The sequence below is a fragment of the Nonomuraea sp. NPDC051191 genome (assembly GCF_044455665.1).
Classification (GTDB): Bacteria; Actinomycetota; Actinomycetes; order Streptosporangiales; family Streptosporangiaceae; genus Nonomuraea.
The window spans coordinates 1-17,189 of the sequence record NZ_JBITEZ010000038.1 but is presented as its reverse complement, the minus strand read 5'-3'; the positions used below and the strand labels follow the sequence as shown (position 1 = coordinate 17,189).

General features: G+C 70.3%; 15 protein-coding genes. 11 read left to right on the top strand and 4 right to left on the bottom strand.

Annotated elements, in window-relative coordinates:
* The first annotated feature begins 45 nt into the window (after window positions 1-45).
* From mftA to ACIA8R_RS52470, 6 genes are read left to right on the top strand one after another with little or no spacing between them, the layout of a single operon-like run.
* Window positions 46-165, top strand: coding sequence for a mycofactocin precursor MftA (mftA, locus tag ACIA8R_RS52495; protein WP_397045727.1), 120 nt, complete (start codon window positions 46-48; stop codon window positions 163-165).
* 18 nt (window positions 166-183) lie between these two features.
* Window positions 184-1,695, top strand: coding sequence for a mycofactocin radical SAM maturase (gene mftC / locus ACIA8R_RS52490; RefSeq protein WP_397045725.1), 1,512 nt, complete (start codon window positions 184-186; stop codon window positions 1,693-1,695).
* The gene (mftD, locus tag ACIA8R_RS52485) at window positions 1,695-2,864 is read left to right on the top strand and encodes a pre-mycofactocin synthase MftD (RefSeq protein WP_397045723.1); all 1,170 of its coding nucleotides are present in this window, start codon (window positions 1,695-1,697) and stop codon (window positions 2,862-2,864) included. Before mftC ends, mftD begins: the two co-directional genes overlap by 1 nt.
* A gap of 1 nt (window position 2,865) precedes the next feature.
* Window positions 2,866-3,582, top strand: coding sequence for a mycofactocin biosynthesis peptidyl-dipeptidase MftE (gene mftE / locus ACIA8R_RS52480; protein ID WP_397045721.1), 717 nt, complete (start codon window positions 2,866-2,868; stop codon window positions 3,580-3,582).
* A 55-nt stretch (window positions 3,583-3,637) separates the two neighbouring features.
* On the top strand, window positions 3,638-5,086 hold the full coding sequence (gene mftF, locus ACIA8R_RS52475) for a mycofactocin biosynthesis glycosyltransferase MftF (RefSeq protein ID WP_397045719.1): 1,449 nt from the start codon (window positions 3,638-3,640) through the stop codon (window positions 5,084-5,086).
* A complete protein-coding gene (locus ACIA8R_RS52470; RefSeq protein ID WP_397045717.1) occupies window positions 5,083-5,451 on the top strand; it encodes a response regulator transcription factor in 369 nt (122 codons plus the stop codon). Before mftF ends, ACIA8R_RS52470 begins: the two co-directional genes overlap by 4 nt.
* A 37-nt stretch (window positions 5,452-5,488) precedes the next feature.
* Here ACIA8R_RS52470 and ACIA8R_RS52465 read toward each other — a convergent pair whose 3' ends face one another.
* Together ACIA8R_RS52465 and ACIA8R_RS52460 are read right to left on the bottom strand one after the other, a co-directional pair.
* A complete protein-coding gene (locus tag ACIA8R_RS52465) occupies window positions 5,489-6,799 on the bottom strand; it encodes an aspartate aminotransferase family protein (protein WP_397045715.1) in 1,311 nt (436 codons plus the stop codon).
* A 115-nt stretch (window positions 6,800-6,914) separates the two neighbouring features.
* Complete coding sequence (locus tag ACIA8R_RS52460) at window positions 6,915-7,862, bottom strand: helix-turn-helix domain-containing protein (protein WP_397045713.1); 948 nt, start codon at window positions 7,860-7,862, stop codon at window positions 6,915-6,917.
* A gap of 230 nt (window positions 7,863-8,092) precedes the next feature.
* Between ACIA8R_RS52460 and ACIA8R_RS52455 the strand changes: the two genes are divergently transcribed.
* The 4 genes from ACIA8R_RS52455 (at window position 8,093) to ACIA8R_RS52440 (ending at window position 12,156) form a co-directional block, all read left to right on the top strand.
* Window positions 8,093-8,713: a TetR/AcrR family transcriptional regulator gene (locus tag ACIA8R_RS52455; RefSeq protein WP_397045711.1), complete on the top strand. Its 621-nt coding sequence runs from the start codon at window positions 8,093-8,095 to the stop codon at window positions 8,711-8,713.
* Between the two features lie 91 nt (window positions 8,714-8,804).
* Window positions 8,805-10,340, top strand: coding sequence for an MFS transporter (locus ACIA8R_RS52450; protein ID WP_397045709.1), 1,536 nt, complete (start codon window positions 8,805-8,807; stop codon window positions 10,338-10,340).
* Window positions 10,324-10,893 carry a TetR/AcrR family transcriptional regulator gene (locus ACIA8R_RS52445; RefSeq protein WP_397045707.1) on the top strand — a complete coding sequence of 190 codons (570 nt, stop codon included), beginning with the start codon at window positions 10,324-10,326 and terminating at the stop codon, window positions 10,891-10,893. The genes ACIA8R_RS52450 and ACIA8R_RS52445 overlap by 17 nt, the downstream gene beginning before the upstream one ends.
* A gap of 48 nt (window positions 10,894-10,941) precedes the next feature.
* A complete protein-coding gene (locus ACIA8R_RS52440) occupies window positions 10,942-12,156 on the top strand; it encodes a cytochrome P450 (protein ID WP_397045705.1) in 1,215 nt (404 codons plus the stop codon).
* 25 nt (window positions 12,157-12,181) lie between these two features.
* Here the strand turns inward: ACIA8R_RS52440 and ACIA8R_RS52435 are convergent, their stop codons facing one another.
* Window positions 12,182-13,738 (bottom strand): APC family permease, encoded by a 1,557-nt coding sequence (locus ACIA8R_RS52435; RefSeq protein WP_397045703.1) that lies wholly within the window; start codon window positions 13,736-13,738, stop codon window positions 12,182-12,184.
* Between the two features lie 308 nt (window positions 13,739-14,046).
* On the opposite strand from ACIA8R_RS52435, the gene ACIA8R_RS52430 reads away from it, so the two are divergent.
* Complete coding sequence (locus ACIA8R_RS52430) at window positions 14,047-15,363, top strand: MFS transporter (protein ID WP_397045701.1); 1,317 nt, start codon at window positions 14,047-14,049, stop codon at window positions 15,361-15,363.
* Window positions 15,364-15,436: 73 nt separating this feature from the next.
* Here ACIA8R_RS52430 and ACIA8R_RS52425 read toward each other — a convergent pair whose 3' ends face one another.
* A complete protein-coding gene (locus ACIA8R_RS52425; protein ID WP_397045699.1) occupies window positions 15,437-16,927 on the bottom strand; it encodes an aldehyde dehydrogenase family protein in 1,491 nt (496 codons plus the stop codon).
* Between the last annotated feature and the right edge of the window lie 262 nt (window positions 16,928-17,189).

The following is a 17,189-nucleotide window of genomic DNA, read 5'->3' as shown; positions in this document are numbered from 1 at the left end:
ACCCGCCACCTGAAGCACCGCAACGTCATCCACAGAGGAGGAGTCATGAACGACTCGATCAAGACGACCGGCGGGCCCGAGCAGACCGCTCAGGAGTCCGAAGTGCTCACGGAGGACATGCTGCTCGAAGACGTGTCGATCGATGGCATGTGCGGCGTCTACTAGCCAAGATCGGAACACGCGATGACGAACTTGCTGAATGACGCATGGGAGCTTTCTCCCAGTGTGGCATTGCGGCCGGAACCTTTCGGAGCGCTGGCCTACCACTTCGGCAACCGGCGTCTGTCCTTCATCAAACGCCCGGAGCTGGTCTCCGTCGTCAATGCGCTCGCCGGCCAGCCCGACGCTCGTGCCGCGCTGGTCCTGGCGGAGGTGGCCCCGGATCAGTGGCCTGCCTACTCGTCCGCGCTGAGCGCCTTGGCCGACGCCGACATGATCAGACGGCGTACACCCGGCGCCCCGCTCACGCCGCCGGCCGCACGACCGGACGGCGGTCGCACCGGTACGGCCGGTGGAGGGCTCGTCAAGCGGTTCGAACGCGGCCTCGCCGCCCCGATCTGCCTGACCTGGGAGCTCACCTACGCCTGCAACCTGTCGTGCGTGCACTGCCTTTCATCGTCCGGGCGACGCGATCCTCGCGAGCTGAGCACCCGGCAGTGCGAAGCGGTGATCGACGAACTGCAGGCGATGCAGGTCTTCTACGTCAACATCGGCGGCGGGGAGCCGACGATCCGTCCGGACTTCTGGCACCTGTTGGACTACGCGGTGAGCCGCCAGGTCGGGGTGAAGTTCTCGACCAACGGGGTGCGCCTGACGCCCGAGCGGGCCCGGCTCTTGGCGGCCACCGACTACGTCGACGTGCAGGTGTCCCTGGACGGCGCCACGGCCGAGGTGAACGACAAGGTGCGCGGCCCCGGCTCGTACGCGACGGCGATGCGCGCGCTGGACAACCTGGCCGCCGCCGGTTTCGAGAACGCGAAGCTGTCGGTGGTCGTCACGCGTGAGAACGCGGGCCAGCTCGACGACTTCAAGGCGATCGCGGACGCTCACGGGGCGACGCTCCGGCTCACCCGGTTGCGTCCCTCCGGCCGTGGCGCGGATGTGTGGGACGATCTGCACCCGACGGCCGACCAGCAGCGCGACCTGTACGAATGGCTGCTGCGGTCGGGTGAGGACGTGCTGACCGGCGACTCGTTCTTCCATCTGGCCGGCTACGGCGAGTCGCTGCCCGGGCTGAACCTGTGCGGCGCGGGCCGGGTGGTGTGCCTGATCGATCCGATCGGCGACGTGTACGCCTGCCCGTTCGCGATCCACGACCGCTTCCGCGCGGGCAACCTGCTGTCGGCCGGAGGTTTCGCCCAGGTGTGGCGCGAGTCGGAGCTGTTCGCGGAGCTGCGTTCGCCGCAGACCGGCGGCGCCTGTTCGGGATGCGCCTTCTACGACTCCTGCCGGGGCGGTTGCATGGCGGCGAAGTTCTTCACCGGTCTGCCGCTGGACGGTCCCGATCCCGAATGCGTGCAAGGGCACGCGGCCGATGCCCTGGCCGCGGCCGGACGGACGGTGCCCCGGCCCAGCCAGGATCACTCCCGCCCCGTTCCGGTACGGATCGGCCCGCGTCCTGCCGCTCCCCCGGTGCGCGCCTGCGCGGAGAGCCCTCTGGCCGGATTGACCGTCTCCTCGGAAAGAGGTCTGTGATGCCCGCTTGGTTCGAGACGGTGGCCACGGCGCAACGCCGGGCCCGCCGGCGCCTGCCCCGCTCGGTGTACGCGGCGCTGCTGGCGGGCTCGGAGAGGGGCGTGACCTACCGCGACAACGTAGGTGCGTTCGCCGAGCTCGGCTTCGCTCCCCATATCGCGGACCTGCCCGCCAAGCGTGACCTGTCCACCAGCGTGATGGGGCAGCCCGTGTCCCTTCCGGTGCTCATCTCGCCGACCGGCGTGCAGGCCGTGCATCCGGATGCCGAGGTGGCGGTCGCGCGCGCGGCCGCGGCCCGCGGCACGGTCATGGGGCTGAGCAACTTCGCCAGCAAGCCGATCGAGGAGGTCGTCGCGGCCAATCCGCAGACCTTCTTCCAGATGTATTGGATGGGCACCAAGGAGTCCATGACGGCGGAGATGGAGCGCGCCCGCGCCGCCGGCGCCAAGGGCCTGATCGTGACGCTGGACTGGACGTTCTCCCACGGCCGCGACTGGGGCAGCCCGTGGATCCCCGACCGGCTGGACCTCAAGGCGATGATCAAACTGTCGCCTCAGGCGCTGGCCCGGCCGCGCTGGCTCCTCGACTTCGTCAGATCCGGCCGCCTGCCCGATCTGACGGTGCCCAACGTGGTCCCGGCCGGACAGGCGGCCCCGACGTTCTTCGGCACGTACGGCAAGTGGATGCAGACGCCTCCTCCCACGTGGGAGGACATCGCGTGGATGCGGGAACGGTGGGGCGGTCCCTTCATGGTCAAGGGCATCAGCCGCCTGGACGACGCCCGCCGGGCCGTGGAGGCCGGAGCCACCGCGATCTCGGTGTCCAATCACGGAGGCAACAACCTGGACGGCATCCCGGCCAGCATCCGGCTGCTGCCGGCCATCGCCGAGTCGGTCGGCTCGCAGGTCGAAGTGCTGCTGGACGGGGGCGTGCGGCGCGGCGGCGACGTGGTCAAGGCGCTGGCGCTCGGTGCGCGTGCCGTCATGATCGGGCGGGCCTACCTGTGGGGGCTGGCCGCCAACGGCCAGGCCGGGGTGGAGAACGTGCTCGACGTCCTGCGCAACGGGATCGACTCGGCGCTGCTGGGCCTCGGCCACGCGTCCGTGCACGACCTGGCCCCCTCCGACGTCGTGATCCCGCCCGGCTTCACCAGGGAGATCGGCACCTGAGGTGTCAGTAGACCTGCCGTGGGCCGCGCTGCCGCCATCGCCCACCGTCCTGGTTCCGTTCGGATCGACCGAGCAGCACGGCCCGCATCTGCCGCTGCACACCGACACCACGATCGCCGTCGCTGTCGCACGGGCTGCCTCGGCCCGCCTGGCCGCGCCGGTCATGGTCGCCCCCGCCCTCGCCTACGGCGCCAGCGGCGAGCACCAGGGCTTCCCTGGCACCATGTCGCTCGGCACGGAGGCTCTGCGGTTCCTGCTGGTCGAGCTCGTCCGGTCCGTGTCGTTGTGGGCCGGACGCACTGTGATCGTCAACGGGCACGGCGGCAACGTGCGCGGTCTGGCCGCCGCCGTCACGCAGCTGAGATCCGAAGGCCACCACGTGGCGTGGGTGCCGTGCGCCACGGCAGGAACCGATGCGCATGCGGGACACGCCGAGACGTCGCTCATGCTGCACCTGGCCCCCCGCCTCGTGGACATGACCAAGGCGAAGCCGGGCAACCTCACCCCCCTCCCCCAGCTCATGCCGGACATCCTCGCCAAGGGCGTGGCCGGCGTGTCGCCCTCAGGAGTGCTCGGGGACCCCACCGCCGCCTCGGCGCAGGAGGGGCAGCGCCTGTTCGATCAGATGACGGAGGACGTGGCGGCCAGGGTCGGTGACGGGCACGTGGACCCGGACGGGTGCCTGACGCGCCCCCGGGCGGCGCCGTGCCGGCCATGAGCATGACCAGAGGCGCCCCGGCGACCGGCGGCGCGAGAGGAAGAGGAACCACTCCATGACCAGCGCCGGTGCCGGCCCGCTGCCGATCGGCTTCACCGTCCGGCTGAATCGGCACGTACGAGTCCGCGATCAGGGGCGCACCCTGGTCGGCGGAGCTCCGACCCGCATGATCCGCCTGGCCGAGGCCGCCGCCGGTCACCTCGACGGGCGCACCATCCGCGTCCGCGACCGCGCCTCCGCCCTGCTGGCCGACCGGCTGCTCGAAGGCGGCCTGGCCGATCCCGTCGTGGCCGACCTGCCCGGCCTCGACCCCGCGCACATCACGGTCGTGATCCCCGTGCGCGACCGGCCTGACGCCCTCGACAGACTGCTCTCCTGCATCGGGGACCGGCATCACGTGATCGTGGTGGACGACGCGTCACAGGCCGCGGCCGCCATCGCCGGCGTCGCCGCCCGGCACCGTGCCGAGCTCGTCGCGCTGAAGCGGAACGTGGGCCCGGCCACCGCCCGCAACGAAGGGCTGAAACGGGTCACCACTCCTTACGTCGCCTTCGCCGACGATGACGTGGTCCTCGAACCCGACGCCCTGCCGCTGCTGCTGCGGCACTTCAACGACCCGCGCGTGGCCATGGTCGCCCCGCGCGTGCTGGGACTGCGCCTGCCCGGCCGGGACCGGTGGGTCGGACGCTACGAGGACGCCCGCTCCTCCCTCGACCTCGGCGTTCATCCGGGCATCGTCCGTCCTCGCGCGCCCGTCTCCTGGGTGCCCAGCGCCTGCCTGCTCGCCAAGGTCGACGCCCTCGGATCGGGGTTCAGCGCCGGCATGCGCGTCGGCGAGGACGTCGACCTCGCCTGGCGGCTGGCCGGCGAAGGCCACCGGGTCCGCTACGAGCCGGCCGCCACCGCCTATCACGAACACCGCACCGACGTCCCCGACTGGCTCAGGCGCAAGGCCTTCTACGGCACCGGAGCCGACCTGCTCGCCCAGCGGCACGGCCATGACGTCGCCCCCGCCATCGCCACCCCGTGGAGCGCCGCCTTCGCCACGGCCCTCCTCCTGCAACGCCGCTGGTCACTACCGGCTGCCGCGCTCATCTTCGCCGCGGCCACCCTGCGCCTGTCGCGCAAGGTCCGCAACACCGAGCATCCTGTCCGGCTCGGCGCCGTCCTCACCTACGACCGCGCCCTCGCCGCGACCTGGCAGCTCAAGGCCCTGCTCCTGCGCCATTGGTGGCCGCCGGTGGCGATCGGCTGCCTGTTCTCGCGGCGTCTGCGCCGAGCAGTGGCCGCAGCGGCCCTCTTCGACGCGATCGTCGACTTCCGCCGCACCAAGGCCCATCTCGACCCGTTTCGCTTCGCCATCGCCCGCCGTCTCGATGACCTGGCCTACGGGGCCGGTGTCTGGTACGGCGCGTTCAAGGGCCGCTCGCTGCGGGCCCTGCTGCCCGACATCCGCTGGAAGGGCACGGCCAACCACAACACGAGGACGGGGTCCGACAGATGACGGCCATTCGGGTGCTCATCGCCGACGACCAAGCCGGCGTCAGGGACGCGCTCATGATGATCTTCGACGGGGTGGACGGCATCGAGGTCGTGGGTGAGGCGAGCGATGGTGAGCAGGCGGTCACGATCGCCCGGGAGCTGCGGCCCGACGTGGTGTTGATGGACGTGCAGATGCCACGGCTCGATGGCATCGCCGCCACCGAGCGGCTGACCGGGGTCTGCGCCGTGCTGATCCTGACGACGTTCGCCGGCGATGCGTGCATGTCCAGGGCGTTGCGGGCGGGTGCGGCGGGCGTCCTGTTCAAGGACGCCGAAGCCAGGCTGCTGGTGGAGGCCGTCACGGCGACTGCTCGCGGATCCAGCTGAATCCGCGAGCAGCCGCCCGGCCCGCCCTCTCCGCGGGTCAGCTACCGCTGTTCTCCCGGACCCGGGGCGCCGGCAGCGAGTCGAAGACGTCGGCGAACGCTTCGGTCGTCGCGAACACGTCCTCCGTGGTGTGTTGCGTGGACAGGAACAGCCGCCCTCCCGGCAGCAGGTAGACGCCGTACTCGAGCATGGCGGGGACGACGTGCTTGGCCCAGTGCTCCCAGTCGGCCTCGGCGTAATCATCCGGACCTGTGAGCTTGGGAATCCCCGGAGCGATCATCGCGGTGGCTCCCAGGTGGTGCGCGGCCACCACGTGCCCGGCCTCGATCGCCGCCTTGCGCACCCCGTCGACCAGGGCCTTCCCCATCGCGTCGATATGGTCGTACACCCCTGGCTGGGACAGCACGTCGAGGGTGGCGGTGAGGACGGTCATCGCCAGCGGGTTGCCGTTGAACGTGCCCGAATGGACCGCGCCCTGCAGGACGAGGTCGATCACCTCGCCCCGGCCGGCCACCGCGGCCACCGCCATGCCGCTGCCGATGGCCTTCCCGTACGTCGCGAGATCCGGGGTGACGCCGAAGCGGCCGGCGGCGCCGGACAGGCCGAGCCGCAGCCCGGAGACCACCTCGTCGAAGATCAGCAACGCGCCGTGCTCGTCGCACAGCCGCCGGAGCCCCTCCAGGTAACCCGGCTCGGGGGCGACGCTCCCGGTGTTCGACGAGGTCGGATCGACCAGGACGGCGGCGATCCGGCCGGGCTCCGCGTCGAAGACCGCCGCGCAGTGGTCCAGGTCGTTGTACAGGCCGACGCGCAGGTCGGCCAGCGAGGAGGCGGGCTGTCCCAGCGAGTGCGGTACCGGCTCTCCCCCCTTGCCGTAACCCATGTAGCTGGCCAGGACGGTGTCGTGCCATCCGTGGTATCCGCCGCCGAGCTTGATGACGATGTCCCGTCCCGTGTGCGCGCGCGCCAGGCGCAGGGCGATCTGGACGGCCTCCGTGCCGGTGTTCGTCCACAGCAGGCGTTCGGCCCATCCGAGGGCGTTCAGGAAACGTTCCGCCGCGACGACCTCGTGCACGTTCCCGCCGCCGAACATGATTCCCCGGTCCAGCTGGATGTGCGCGGCTTCCAGGATCGCGGGGTGGCCGTGCCCGAGCAGCAAGGGGCCCCAGCCCAGCACGTAGTCGATGTAGCTGTCACCGTCGATGTCGACCAGGCGGGCGCCCTCGCCGGACTCGAAATACAACTGGTGCGGATACACCCCGCCACGCACGCTGGAGGCCACGCCACCGCCGATGCTCCGGCACGCGCGCTCCCACAACGCCTTCGAACTGCTCCACCGTGGCTCCATCGACTGCCTCCTGTACGGCCGGTCCAGACCCCACCACGGTGGTGCAGGAGCACTCGGTGGTCATTGGGCCACCGTGCCAGCCGATCGACCGCCGGTGTCACGTCCGCAGTCGCGGTCAGGGCGCCTTCCGCAACCCCTTCCGATAGGTGGCCGGTGTGGTGTCGTACACCCGTTTGAAGTCGTTGATGAAGTGGCTGGCATCGGCGTAACCCCAGCGCATGGCGATGGTCTGGACCATGTCGTCGGTGTGCAGCAGGTCGCGGCAGGCCCGCTCCATCCGGCGCCGGCGCACCAGGGAGCCGAAGCTCTCACCCGAGTCGGCGAACAGGCGATGCAGCGAACGCACCGAGATTCCGTGCTCCTCGGCGGCCTGGGCGGGCAGCACCTGACCGAGATGGAGGTGGTCGTCGATCCACCGGCTCACCGACAGGCGCATGCCCTCGCTGACCGCCGCACCCGACGGCCGGCGATGCTCCTGCACCACGCTGAGCAGGAGTTCGACGACGATGTTGCGCGCCACCTCGATGGCTGTGGGGCTGAGCCGGTCGACTTCGGCCGCGATGGTGAGGAGCACCCCGCGCAGGAGGCGCAGCGAGGCCTGATCCTCCTCCAGCACCGCCTCGTCCAGAATCAGGGAGTTGCTCCTCGACATGTGCAGCGCCGGCTTCGGGACGAGCACCACGGTCTGCGACATCGGGTCGAGGATCTCCGACTCCAGCAACGTGGTGGCGTCCCAGACCTCGACCGGCGCCGACACCACGTACTCGCGGTGGTCGCCGAACACGACCCGCTCGGTGAACCTGCACGTGTTGACCGACACCCCGATGTACTGCGTCACCGGCGAGTCGCTCGTGTATCGGGTGCCGAAGGGGTCGGCCTCGACATCGACCAGGACGAGGTCTTGCAGCGTGCGCCGCCGGAACCGGCCGCGGAACGAGGTGAGCTGCTTCGGGAACCACACCGAATCGGCCATCTGGCTCGACACGTACGCGTTGTTCCACGCTCGCACCCGCTCGGGGGTGATCGGGCCGTCCATCTGCAGGCGCCCCCCGGTCTCCGCCATCACGGCGAGACCTCCGGAGTGGCGGGCTGCGGGGCCGTGCGGTACGGCGTGAACCGAGCGGGACGGGCAGCGGATCGAATGCTCTTCACGCTTTGCTCCGGGTCATCACGGGTCAGCGAGCCAGGGCTGACCGGTTGTTGTGCCCCACCGTAGACGCGATTTGTTCACCTGACAATGTCAGTTGAACAACTCCTTGCCGCCAGGGCACCGAGGTCCCATACGATCGGACCGTGGCACACGTGAGCGCCGCCGAGCGCCGACCACAGCTGATCCGCGCCGCCATCACCGTGATGAGACGGGACGGCGTGGCCGCCGCCAGCACGCGGGCGATCGCCGCTGAACTCGGCATCGCGCAGGCGACGGTGCACTACGTCTACGGCGCCAAGGACGAGCTGTACCGAGCGGTCATCCAGCAACTGACCGCCGAAATCGCCGAGCAGGTCAGGGGCATCGACATACCGCCGGGCCCGGACTTCCACGCTGTCATCGGGGCGTACGCCCGCCGACTGTGGCGTACCGTCGTCGAGCAGCCCCACGTCCACCAATTGATCGCCGAACTCTTCGTCATGGGGCTCCGTTCCCCGTCGCTGCATCCCACCATCACCGCATATCAGCGGCATCTCGACGCCGTCTTCGCGGACGCGTTCCGGGAGGCCGCCGCATATGCGGGTACGACCTTGGCCCTCCCGGCCGAGGAGGTGGCCCGCTTCTTCTTCGCCGGGCTCGACGGGCTGATCCTGCAGCGGCTCGCCCGCACCGACGACCTGGCCGATGAGCGCTCGCTGGAGCAGATCGTGGCGGCCACGACGGCTCTGGCGGAAGGGCGCCTGCCCCTGTCGAGATCCCGGTAACCAGACCCCACGGTCCGGACATGTGCACGGTCACACCCTTCTAACTGACCAGATGGTCTGTTGTACCGTCCGGATGGTATAGCCTGGCGTCATGACCGCGATGACCCCTCGAACTCGTGCCGGTCGGCGGGAATGGCTTTCCCTGATCGTGCTCACGCTCGCCGTCGTGCTGCTGGCAGTGGACGGCACCGTGCTCATCCTCGCGATCCCGGCGTTGACGGCCGACCTCATGCCCACCTCGACGCAGGTGTTGTGGACGGGCGACATCTACTCGTTCATGCTCGCCGGGCTACTGGTGACGATGGGCAACCTCGCGGACCGGATCGGGCGCAAGAAGCTGCTGATGATCGGCTCGGTCGGGTTCGGGCTCGCCTCGGTGGTCGCCGCGTTCGCGCCGAACGCGGAGATGCTGATCCTCGCGCGGGCGCTGCTGGGGCTGTTCGGGGCGACGATCATGCCGTCGACGCTGTCGATCCTGCGGAACACGTTCGAGGATCCGAAACAGCGGGCGAGCGCGATCGCGGTGTGGGCGGCCGGTGCGACAGGCGGCGCCGCCGTGGGTCCGCTGGTGGGCGGAGCCTTGCTGGCGAACTTCTGGTGGGGATCGGTGTTCCTCATCAACGTGCCGGTGATGCTGCTCGTCGTGGTGTGCGGGATCACGCTGCTGCAGGAGTCGAAGCACCCTGAGGGCAAGAAGATCGACCTGGTTTCCGCGGTGCTGTCGGTGCTGGCCATCGTCCCGATCGTGTACGCGATCAAGCGTCTCGCCGGCGACGGCTTCGACCTGTCCGTGGCGGTGAGCGCGGTGATCGGGCTCGGGGCGGGCGCGTTGTTCGTGCGACGTCAGCGCCGGCTGGAGCATCCGCTGGTGGACATCTCGCTGTTCCGCGTCCCCGCGTTCGCGGGCGCGGTCGCCGCGGAGACGATCGCGGTCTTCGCGTTCATCGGCCTGCTGTTCTTCTTCTCGCAGTACCTCCAGCTCGTGCGCGGCCTCGGCCCGTTCCAGGCGGGTCTGGTGGAGCTGCCGGCGACGATCGCCTCGATGGTGGTCATCGCCATCGCCGGCACCGTCCTCACCCGGCTGGGCCGCGGGCGCGCGATCGCGGTGTCGATGGTCGCTTCCGCGTTCGGGCTCGCGCTCCTGGCCGTCGCCGAAGCCGCCCCCGGCTACTGGCTGCTGTGCATCGCGCTGTCCATCTGCGGTCTCGGCGCGGGTCTGAGCATGACGCTGTCCACGGACGCCGTCGTCGGCGCCGTCCCCAAGGAGCGGGCGGGAGCCGCGTCGTCCGTGTCGGAGACCGCCTACGAACTGGGAGTGGCACTCGGCATCGCCGTGCTCGGCTCGCTGCAGAACGTCCTCTACCGGGCCCGCCTCGATCTGCCCGCCGGGCTGCCGGAAAACGTGCGCGGCGCTTTCCACGACTCGCTCGCGACGGGCGCCGCGATCGCCGAGCAGGCCGGCGGCGAACTGGCTGCGATCATGGAGGCCGCGCGGCACGCCTTCATCGGCAGCATGCAGGCCACGTCCCTCATCGCCGCCGCGCTGCTGCTCGTCGCATCCGGCGTCGCGTGGCGCTTGATCCCCTCGATCACAGAAAGGGAGTCCCAGCATGACGGCCACCACTAGACGGCCTACGAGCCGCGACCGCGAACGCACCCGCCAGGCGATCATCGCCGCCACCGAGAACCTGCTGCAGGAACGCGGGACGCGGTTCAGCCTCGCCGACGTCGCCGCCGTCGCCGAGGTCTCCAAGAGCGGCCTGCTCTACCATTTCCCCAGCCGGGAGGCCCTCTTCGTCTCGGTGGTCGACCACGCCATCGCCCGCTTCCGCAGCGAGGTGATGGAACACACCGACATCTCGGAGAACCGCGCCGGCAAGCTCCTTCGCGGGTACGTCCGCGCCCTGTGCGGCGGCAGCGAGGACGCCATCCAGACCTTCGCCCCCTCCACGCACTGGGCCGGCGTCGAGGAGATCCCCGAGGTCGCCGAGCTCTTGCGCGCGGACGCCGAATGGTGGCGCGCCGCCTTTCTCAAGGACGGGCTGCCCGCCGCCCGCACCCACACCGTCCGCTTCGCCGCCGAGGGGCTGGCGGCCGCGATCGCGTTCGACGTCTCCTACGTCACCCAGGAGGAGCTCGTGACGACCCGCGCCGCGCTCCTCGAGCTCGCAGAACCATGACCCGCACGCATCGCCACGGCACACGCAAAGGATCAGGGAGGACGCACCATGACCAGTGAGCCCGTCACCACCCGAGCGCAGCTGTTCGACCCGTTCGTCGAGGGGTTCACCGACGACCCCTATCCGCAGTACGCGCGGCTACGCGAGATCGCGCCCGTGCACGAGAGCCCGCTCGGTTTCTGGGTGGCTTCCACCCATGACGACGTCTCGGCGTTGCTGCGCTCCGGCGCCTCGGTCGAGCTGCGCAACGTGACCACCCCCGACGCCGAGCAGACCTCCATGCCCGCCACCGACGACGTCTCCATGCTGCACCGGGACCCGCCGGACCACACTCGTCTGCGCAGGCTCGTCCAGAAGGCGTTCACGCCCAGGGCGGTCAAGGCACTCGAACCACGCATCGCCGAGCTGACCGACGGAATGCTCGACGAGATCGCCGCCGCCACGAGCGTGGACCTCGTGCCCGCGCTCGCCTTTCCGCTGCCGTTCGCCGTGATCGCCGAGATGCTCGGCACGCCGCCCACCGACCACGCCCGGGTCCGCGACCTGAGCGGCACCGTCGTCCGGGCGCTGGAACCCGTGAACGACGCGGCCGTGATGAGCGCGATCGACGCCGCCCAGGAGGAGCTCGTCGGCATCACCTCGGAGATGATCGCGTGGAAGCGCGGCCATCCCGAGGACGACCTGCTCACCGCGCTGATCCACGCGGAGGAGGACGGCGACGGGCTCAGCGAGGACGAGCTCGTCGCGCAGGTCCTGCTGCTCTACATCGCCGGCCACGAGACCACCGTGAACCTGCTCGCCGGTGGCACCGTCGCACTGCTGCGGCATCCGGACCAGCTCGCCGCGCTACGCGCCGATCGGGCCCTCATGCCGGGAGCCGTCGAGGAGCTGCTCCGCTACGACAGCCCCGTCCAGGCGAGCGGGAGGGTCACGCTGGAACCGATGGCGCTGGGCGGCATCGACATCCCCGCAGGGGCATTCGTGATGGCGCTGCTCGGCTCGGCGAACCGGGACGAGCGGCGCTTCGGCCCGGACGCCGGCGAGCTGCGCGTCGGCAGGGAAGGGGCTCATCACCATGTCTCGTTCGGCGCCGGGCCGCACCACTGCCTCGGCGCCGCGCTGGCCCGGCTGGAGGCTCGGGTCGTCTTCGAACGCCTGCTGTCCCGGTTCCCCGCCCTCGCCCTCAGCGCAGAGGTCAGGTGGAACGGCCGGATCAACCTTCGCGGGCCGGCCTCCGTCCCGGTGACCGTGCGCCCCTCATGACAGTCCCGGGCTCCGCTTTCCGGTGTCAGGTGCCGGGAATGTCCTCGGGTCTCGGGGTCACCTGCGGGGCGAGGTCCTCATCGTCGTCCTCGATCGCCGGAGGGTGTTCGAGCGGGACCAGGACGCCGTTCTCCTCCTGGTCCCCGATCAGCTCGTACACCTCGGGACGCCTGGCCTTGAGCCAGCGGGCGTACAACACGCCGCCCACGGCCACCAGGATGAGGAAGGCGATGCCGAGCGCCCCGAGCTCCGCCGACCCGAACAGGGCTTCACGCTGCACCGTGGCGAGATAGAGCACGACCGCCATCCCGCACAGCGCGAGGACCGGGGCGACGAGCCGCGTCCAGACCGATGCGTGCAGGTTCCTGTTGCGGGCGAAGAACACCACGGTGGCCAGTGCCGTGCCTGCGAACAGCGCCACCATGCACCAGCTCGCCAGCCCGTACTGTATGGTGTAGCCGACGACAGGGTCCAGCTGGAACGTCGCGGGCGCGAGGGCGAACACCAATAACGTGACCGACACCGCCATGGCCGCGGTGGACGGGGACTTGTATCGCGGATGCACCCGGGCCAGCCACCGGGGGAACACCCCGTCCCTGGCGAGGGCGAAGATGTAACGTGCCGTGACGTTGTGGATGGCGAGCAGGGCGGCGGCCGCGCTGGACCACGTCAGCACGTAGCCGAGCTGCTGCATGAACGTGCCGGTGTAGGCGCCGATGCTCGCCATGAACGCGTTGGTTGGGTCCGCCGCGGTGGCCATCGCCGGGCCGGTCCCGTAGGCGACGAGGTAGACGTACGAGCCGATGCAGTAGAACCCGGCCAGGAAGACGACCGTCAGATACGTCGCCCGTGGGATCGTCTTCATCGGGTTGCGGGTCTCGTCGCGGTACACCTGGATGGACTCGAACCCGCCCAGACAGGACAGCCCCATCAGCAGGGCGAAGCCGAGAGAGCCGGTCGTCAGTTGCCCGTCCAGGTCGAGCGACCGGCCCTCGGGGCCCCCGTTGATCACGACGGCGAGGCTCCATACGGCGACGATGAGGACCTCGACGGCGAGGGCGACGCCGAGTACGCGGATCGAGATGTCGATGTTACGCAGGCTGAGCCAGCTGATCAGGGCCCACTGGCCGAGCACGATCACCCACCACGGGATGTCCGGACCGCCCAGGTTGTTGTGGAGCAGGCTCTGCTCGGAGAAGCCGGCGACCACGTAGGTCGAGGCGCCGAGCCCCAGGTACGTCAGGATCGCGAGGAAGCCGCCTCCGAGCCCGACGGAGCGGCCCAGTCCCGCGATGATGTAGGTGTAGAAGGCGCCCGGTTTCTCCATGTACTTCGCCATGGCGACCAGGCCCACCGCGAAGACGAGAACCAGTGCCATGATCGCCAGGTAAACTACGGGCGTGCCGGCTCCGATGCCGCCGTTGATGACGATCGGGACTGTCGCCGCCATGACGGTCAGCGGAGCGTTGAAGGCGAGAGCGGTGAAGATCAGGCCGAGGGTGCCGAGATGGCCTTGCAGGTGCTCGCTGCCGTCCTGCTGTGTCTCGATCGATGGCCCACTGTGCGAAGTCGTGTCGTCCACGCCTCTCCAATCGGGGTAGTGCGAGGAAGGCGTCTCCCGGGCTGACCGCACCGGGCGTGCCACTCTGGCCGATGCCGTGATACTCCCCGTGTGGCAGCGGCTCGGATTGAACGGGCGCGCCATGCGATGTTCGCGCAGCGACAGCCGCTCGGCGGTTCATGGACGGTGCTCCTCACCGGCACCAAGGTGATGCGAATGATCATTCGCCGCGGTGAGGACCCCATGCTCGTAGCTCGAGGCCAGCACGCGCCGCTCCCCGCAGCGGCCGAACGCGCCGCCCCTCGCAGGTGCCGCCCGGCGGGGCGGGCATGAGCCACCGGACGCTGACCGCGGGCCTGTCCGCGGTGATGACCCTGGTGGCGTTCGCGTACATGGCGATCGCGACCGCCATGCCTCTGGTGGCCCGCGAACTCGACGGTCTGGCCCTGTACGGCCTGGCCTTCAGCAGCGCGATGGCCGGGGGTGTCATCGGCACGGTGACCGGTGGCTGGTGGGCCGACGCCCGCGGGCCGAGCGCACCCTTGTGGACGGGGATGACCGGCTTCGTCGCGGGCCTGCTCATCGCGGGACTGGCGACGTCGATGGAGGCGCTGATCGCGGGCCGGGTGGTGCAGGGCTTCGGCGGCGCCCTGGTCGGCGTGGCCCTGTACGTCGTGGTCGCCAGGGTGTATCCGGAGGACGACCGGCCGAAGATCTTCTCCTTGCTCGCCACCGCCTGGGTGCTGCCCTCGCTGGCCGGCCCGGTCATCGTCGGGATCGTCGTGGACACGGTGGGCTGGCGATGGGTGTTCCTGTCGGTGCCGGCGCTGATGACCGTCGCGGCGCCGGCGCTGCTGCGCGGCCTTGCCGGCCACCCTGTCTCCGGCGGGCAGGCCGCAGCCGCCCCGGGCCTGCTCCGCAAGGCCGGCTGGGCCGCGCTGACGGCCGCGGGCGCGGTCCTGACGCAGTACGGCAGCACTGCCGGGCCGCTCATTCTGGTGACAGGGCTGATCGTGCTCGCCGCGGCGCTGCCCCGGCTGCTGCCCAGGGGCACCTTGAGGGCGACGGCCGGCCTGCCCGCCGTCGTGGCGCTGCGCGGACTGACCACCGGCGCCTTCTACGCCGCCGAGGTCATGGTGCCACTGATGCTGGTCGCCGAACGGGGACTGCCGGCCGCCACCGCCGGCATCGCTCTCACGGGTGGGGCGCTCACCTGGGCGTCGGGGTCGTGGCTGCAAGGAAGGCAGGCTTTCGCCCGGACCACCAACCTCCGCGTCGGTACGGTGCTCGTCGCCGTGGGCATCGCGCTGACGGCGGGCGTCACGATGGAAGCGGTGCCGGTCGCCGTCGCCTATCTGTCGTGGCTCGTCGGAGGGTTCGGCATCGGGCTGGTGTACCCGACCCTGTCGGTGGTCACCCTGGAACTCTCCGGGCCGGGCGAGCAGGGGACCAACACCTCCTCCCTTCAGGTCGGCGAGGCGGTGTTCTCGGTCGTGGCGATCGCGGTCACGAGCGCGATGTTCACCGCCACCGGGTCCGGCTACGCTCTGGCGTTCGCGGCCGCCGTGCTCATCGCACTGGCCGCCGCGTGGGTGGCGATCCTCCGCCCGCTCTCCCGAGAGAAGTCCGCACCGATGACCAGGTGAAGACGGGTGTGACCGGCATGGATGAGGGCGGACGCCAGGGGCGCCCGCCCTCATCTCGCTCGATTTCCCACTGTCACTGCAGCTGGGCGCAGACCGACTTGACTTCGGTGTAGGCCTCCAGCGCCTCGTGACCCATCTCCCGGCCCCAGCCGGACTGCTTGTAGCCGCCGAACGGCAGAGCGGCGTCGAAGACGTTGTAGCAGTTGATCCACACCGTACCGGCCCGGATCTTGCTCGCGAGCGCGTGCGCCTTGGAGATGTCGCGCGTCCAGATGCCGGCGCCCAGCCCGTAGGGGGTGTTGTTGGCCTGGGCGGCGATCTCGTCCAGGTCGGAGAACGGCGAGGCCACCACGACCGGGCCGAAGATCTCCTCGCGGACGACCTTCATGTCGGGACGGGTGTCGGTGAGCACGGTGGGCTCGACGAAGTAGCCTCGCTCGCCGTGCCGTGCGCCGCCGGCCAACGCTCGCGCGCCCTCGTCCCGGCCGGAGTCGAGGAAGCCGGTCACCCGGCGCAGCTGCTCGTCGGAGACCAGCGGCCCCATCTGGGTGTCCGCCTCCAGGCCCGGGCCGAGCTTGATCGCGCGAGCGATGTCGGCGACACCCTCGACCACCTCGTCGAACCTGCTCTGGTGCACGTACAGGCGCGAGCCCGCCACACAGCACTGGCCATGGTTGAAGAAGATCGCGTTGGCCGCGCCCTCGATGGCGAGCGCCGGGTCGGCGTCGTCGAAGACGATGTTGGGGCTCTTGCCGCCGAGCTCCAGGGTCACCTTCTTCAGGTTGCCCGCCGCGGCGCGCACGATGAGCTTGCCGACCTCGGTGGAGCCGGTGAAGGCCACCTTGTCCACGCCGGGATGCGCGGCGAGCGCGGCCCCGGCCGTCTCGCCGTAACCGGGCAGCACGTTGACCACGCCGTCCGGGATGCCCGCCTCGGCGATCAGCTCGGCCAGCCGCAGCGCCGACAGTGGCGTCTGCTCGGCCGGCTTGAGGATGATCGTGTTGCCGGTCGCCAGCGCGGGACCGAGCTTCCAGGCCGCCATCAGCAGCGGGAAGTTCCACGGGATGATCTGGGCGACCACGCCGACCGGCTCCCGGAGCGTGTAGGCGTGGAAGGCGGCGCCGGGCGCGGTCGGTGCCGAGATCGAGATCGTGTTGCCCTCGATCTTGGTGGCCCAGCCCGCCATGTAGTGGAACAGATCGGCGGCCAGCGGCACGTCGGCGACCCGGGCCACGGCCAGCGGCTTGCCGTTGTCCAGCGACTCCAACTGGGCGAGCTCTTCGAGGTGCTCCAGGATGAGGTCACCGATCCGCCAGATCATCCGGCCGCGCTCGGACGGGGTCAACCGCGACCACGGGCCTTCGAAGGCTCGCCGGGCCGCTTTCACCGCGCGTTCGACGTCCTCCGCATCGGCTTCGGCGACCCGGGCCAGCGTCTCGCCGGTGGCCGGATCGGGGGTGGTGAAGGTCTTGCCGGAGGCGGCGTCCACCCACCGGCCGTCGATGAAGAGCTGCCGGGGCTTTGCGACGAAGTCCTCGACACTCTTCTCCAGGATGACCGTCATCGGCGTCATTTCCTTTCGTTCAGGGGCTCCGGTGGCTCGGCGGCCTCGTCGTCGAGCCACCGGAGCTGCGGGGGCAGGTGGGCACGAGATCACATGATGTTGGGTCGTCTGCTGCTCGCCTTGCTGCTGCGGTGAAACCGGCCCGGCGGCCGGTCCCTGCTCGAACGATCCGGCAGGGACCGGCCGTCCCGAGGTCGCGACCTTCTCGTGAGCCGTCCCGAGCAGCGGCGACTCATGCCCGGAGGTCGGTCAGGTGGTGGGG

What these genes read in the sequence shown, in the direction of transcription:
- mftA (WP_397045727.1), top strand. Translation starts at nt 46, where the DNA reads ATGAACGACTCGATCAAGACGACCGGCGGGCCCGAGCAGACCGCTCAG.
- ACIA8R_RS52460 (WP_397045713.1), bottom strand. Translation starts at nt 7,862, where the DNA reads ATGGCGGAGACCGGGGGGCGCCTGCAGATGGACGGCCCGATCACCCCC.
- ACIA8R_RS52450 (WP_397045709.1), top strand. Translation starts at nt 8,805, where the DNA reads ATGACCGCGATGACCCCTCGAACTCGTGCCGGTCGGCGGGAATGGCTT.
- ACIA8R_RS52470 (WP_397045717.1), top strand. Translation starts at nt 5,083, where the DNA reads ATGACGGCCATTCGGGTGCTCATCGCCGACGACCAAGCCGGCGTCAGG.
- ACIA8R_RS52445 (WP_397045707.1), top strand. Translation starts at nt 10,324, where the DNA reads ATGACGGCCACCACTAGACGGCCTACGAGCCGCGACCGCGAACGCACC.
- ACIA8R_RS52430 (WP_397045701.1), top strand. Translation starts at nt 14,047, where the DNA reads ATGAGCCACCGGACGCTGACCGCGGGCCTGTCCGCGGTGATGACCCTG.
- mftD (WP_397045723.1), top strand. Translation starts at nt 1,695, where the DNA reads ATGCCCGCTTGGTTCGAGACGGTGGCCACGGCGCAACGCCGGGCCCGC.
- ACIA8R_RS52440 (WP_397045705.1), top strand. Translation starts at nt 10,942, where the DNA reads ATGACCAGTGAGCCCGTCACCACCCGAGCGCAGCTGTTCGACCCGTTC.
- ACIA8R_RS52465 (WP_397045715.1), bottom strand. Translation starts at nt 6,799, where the DNA reads ATGGAGCCACGGTGGAGCAGTTCGAAGGCGTTGTGGGAGCGCGCGTGC.
- mftC (WP_397045725.1), top strand. Translation starts at nt 184, where the DNA reads ATGACGAACTTGCTGAATGACGCATGGGAGCTTTCTCCCAGTGTGGCA.
- mftF (WP_397045719.1), top strand. Translation starts at nt 3,638, where the DNA reads ATGACCAGCGCCGGTGCCGGCCCGCTGCCGATCGGCTTCACCGTCCGG.
- ACIA8R_RS52425 (WP_397045699.1), bottom strand. Translation starts at nt 16,927, where the DNA reads ATGACGGTCATCCTGGAGAAGAGTGTCGAGGACTTCGTCGCAAAGCCC.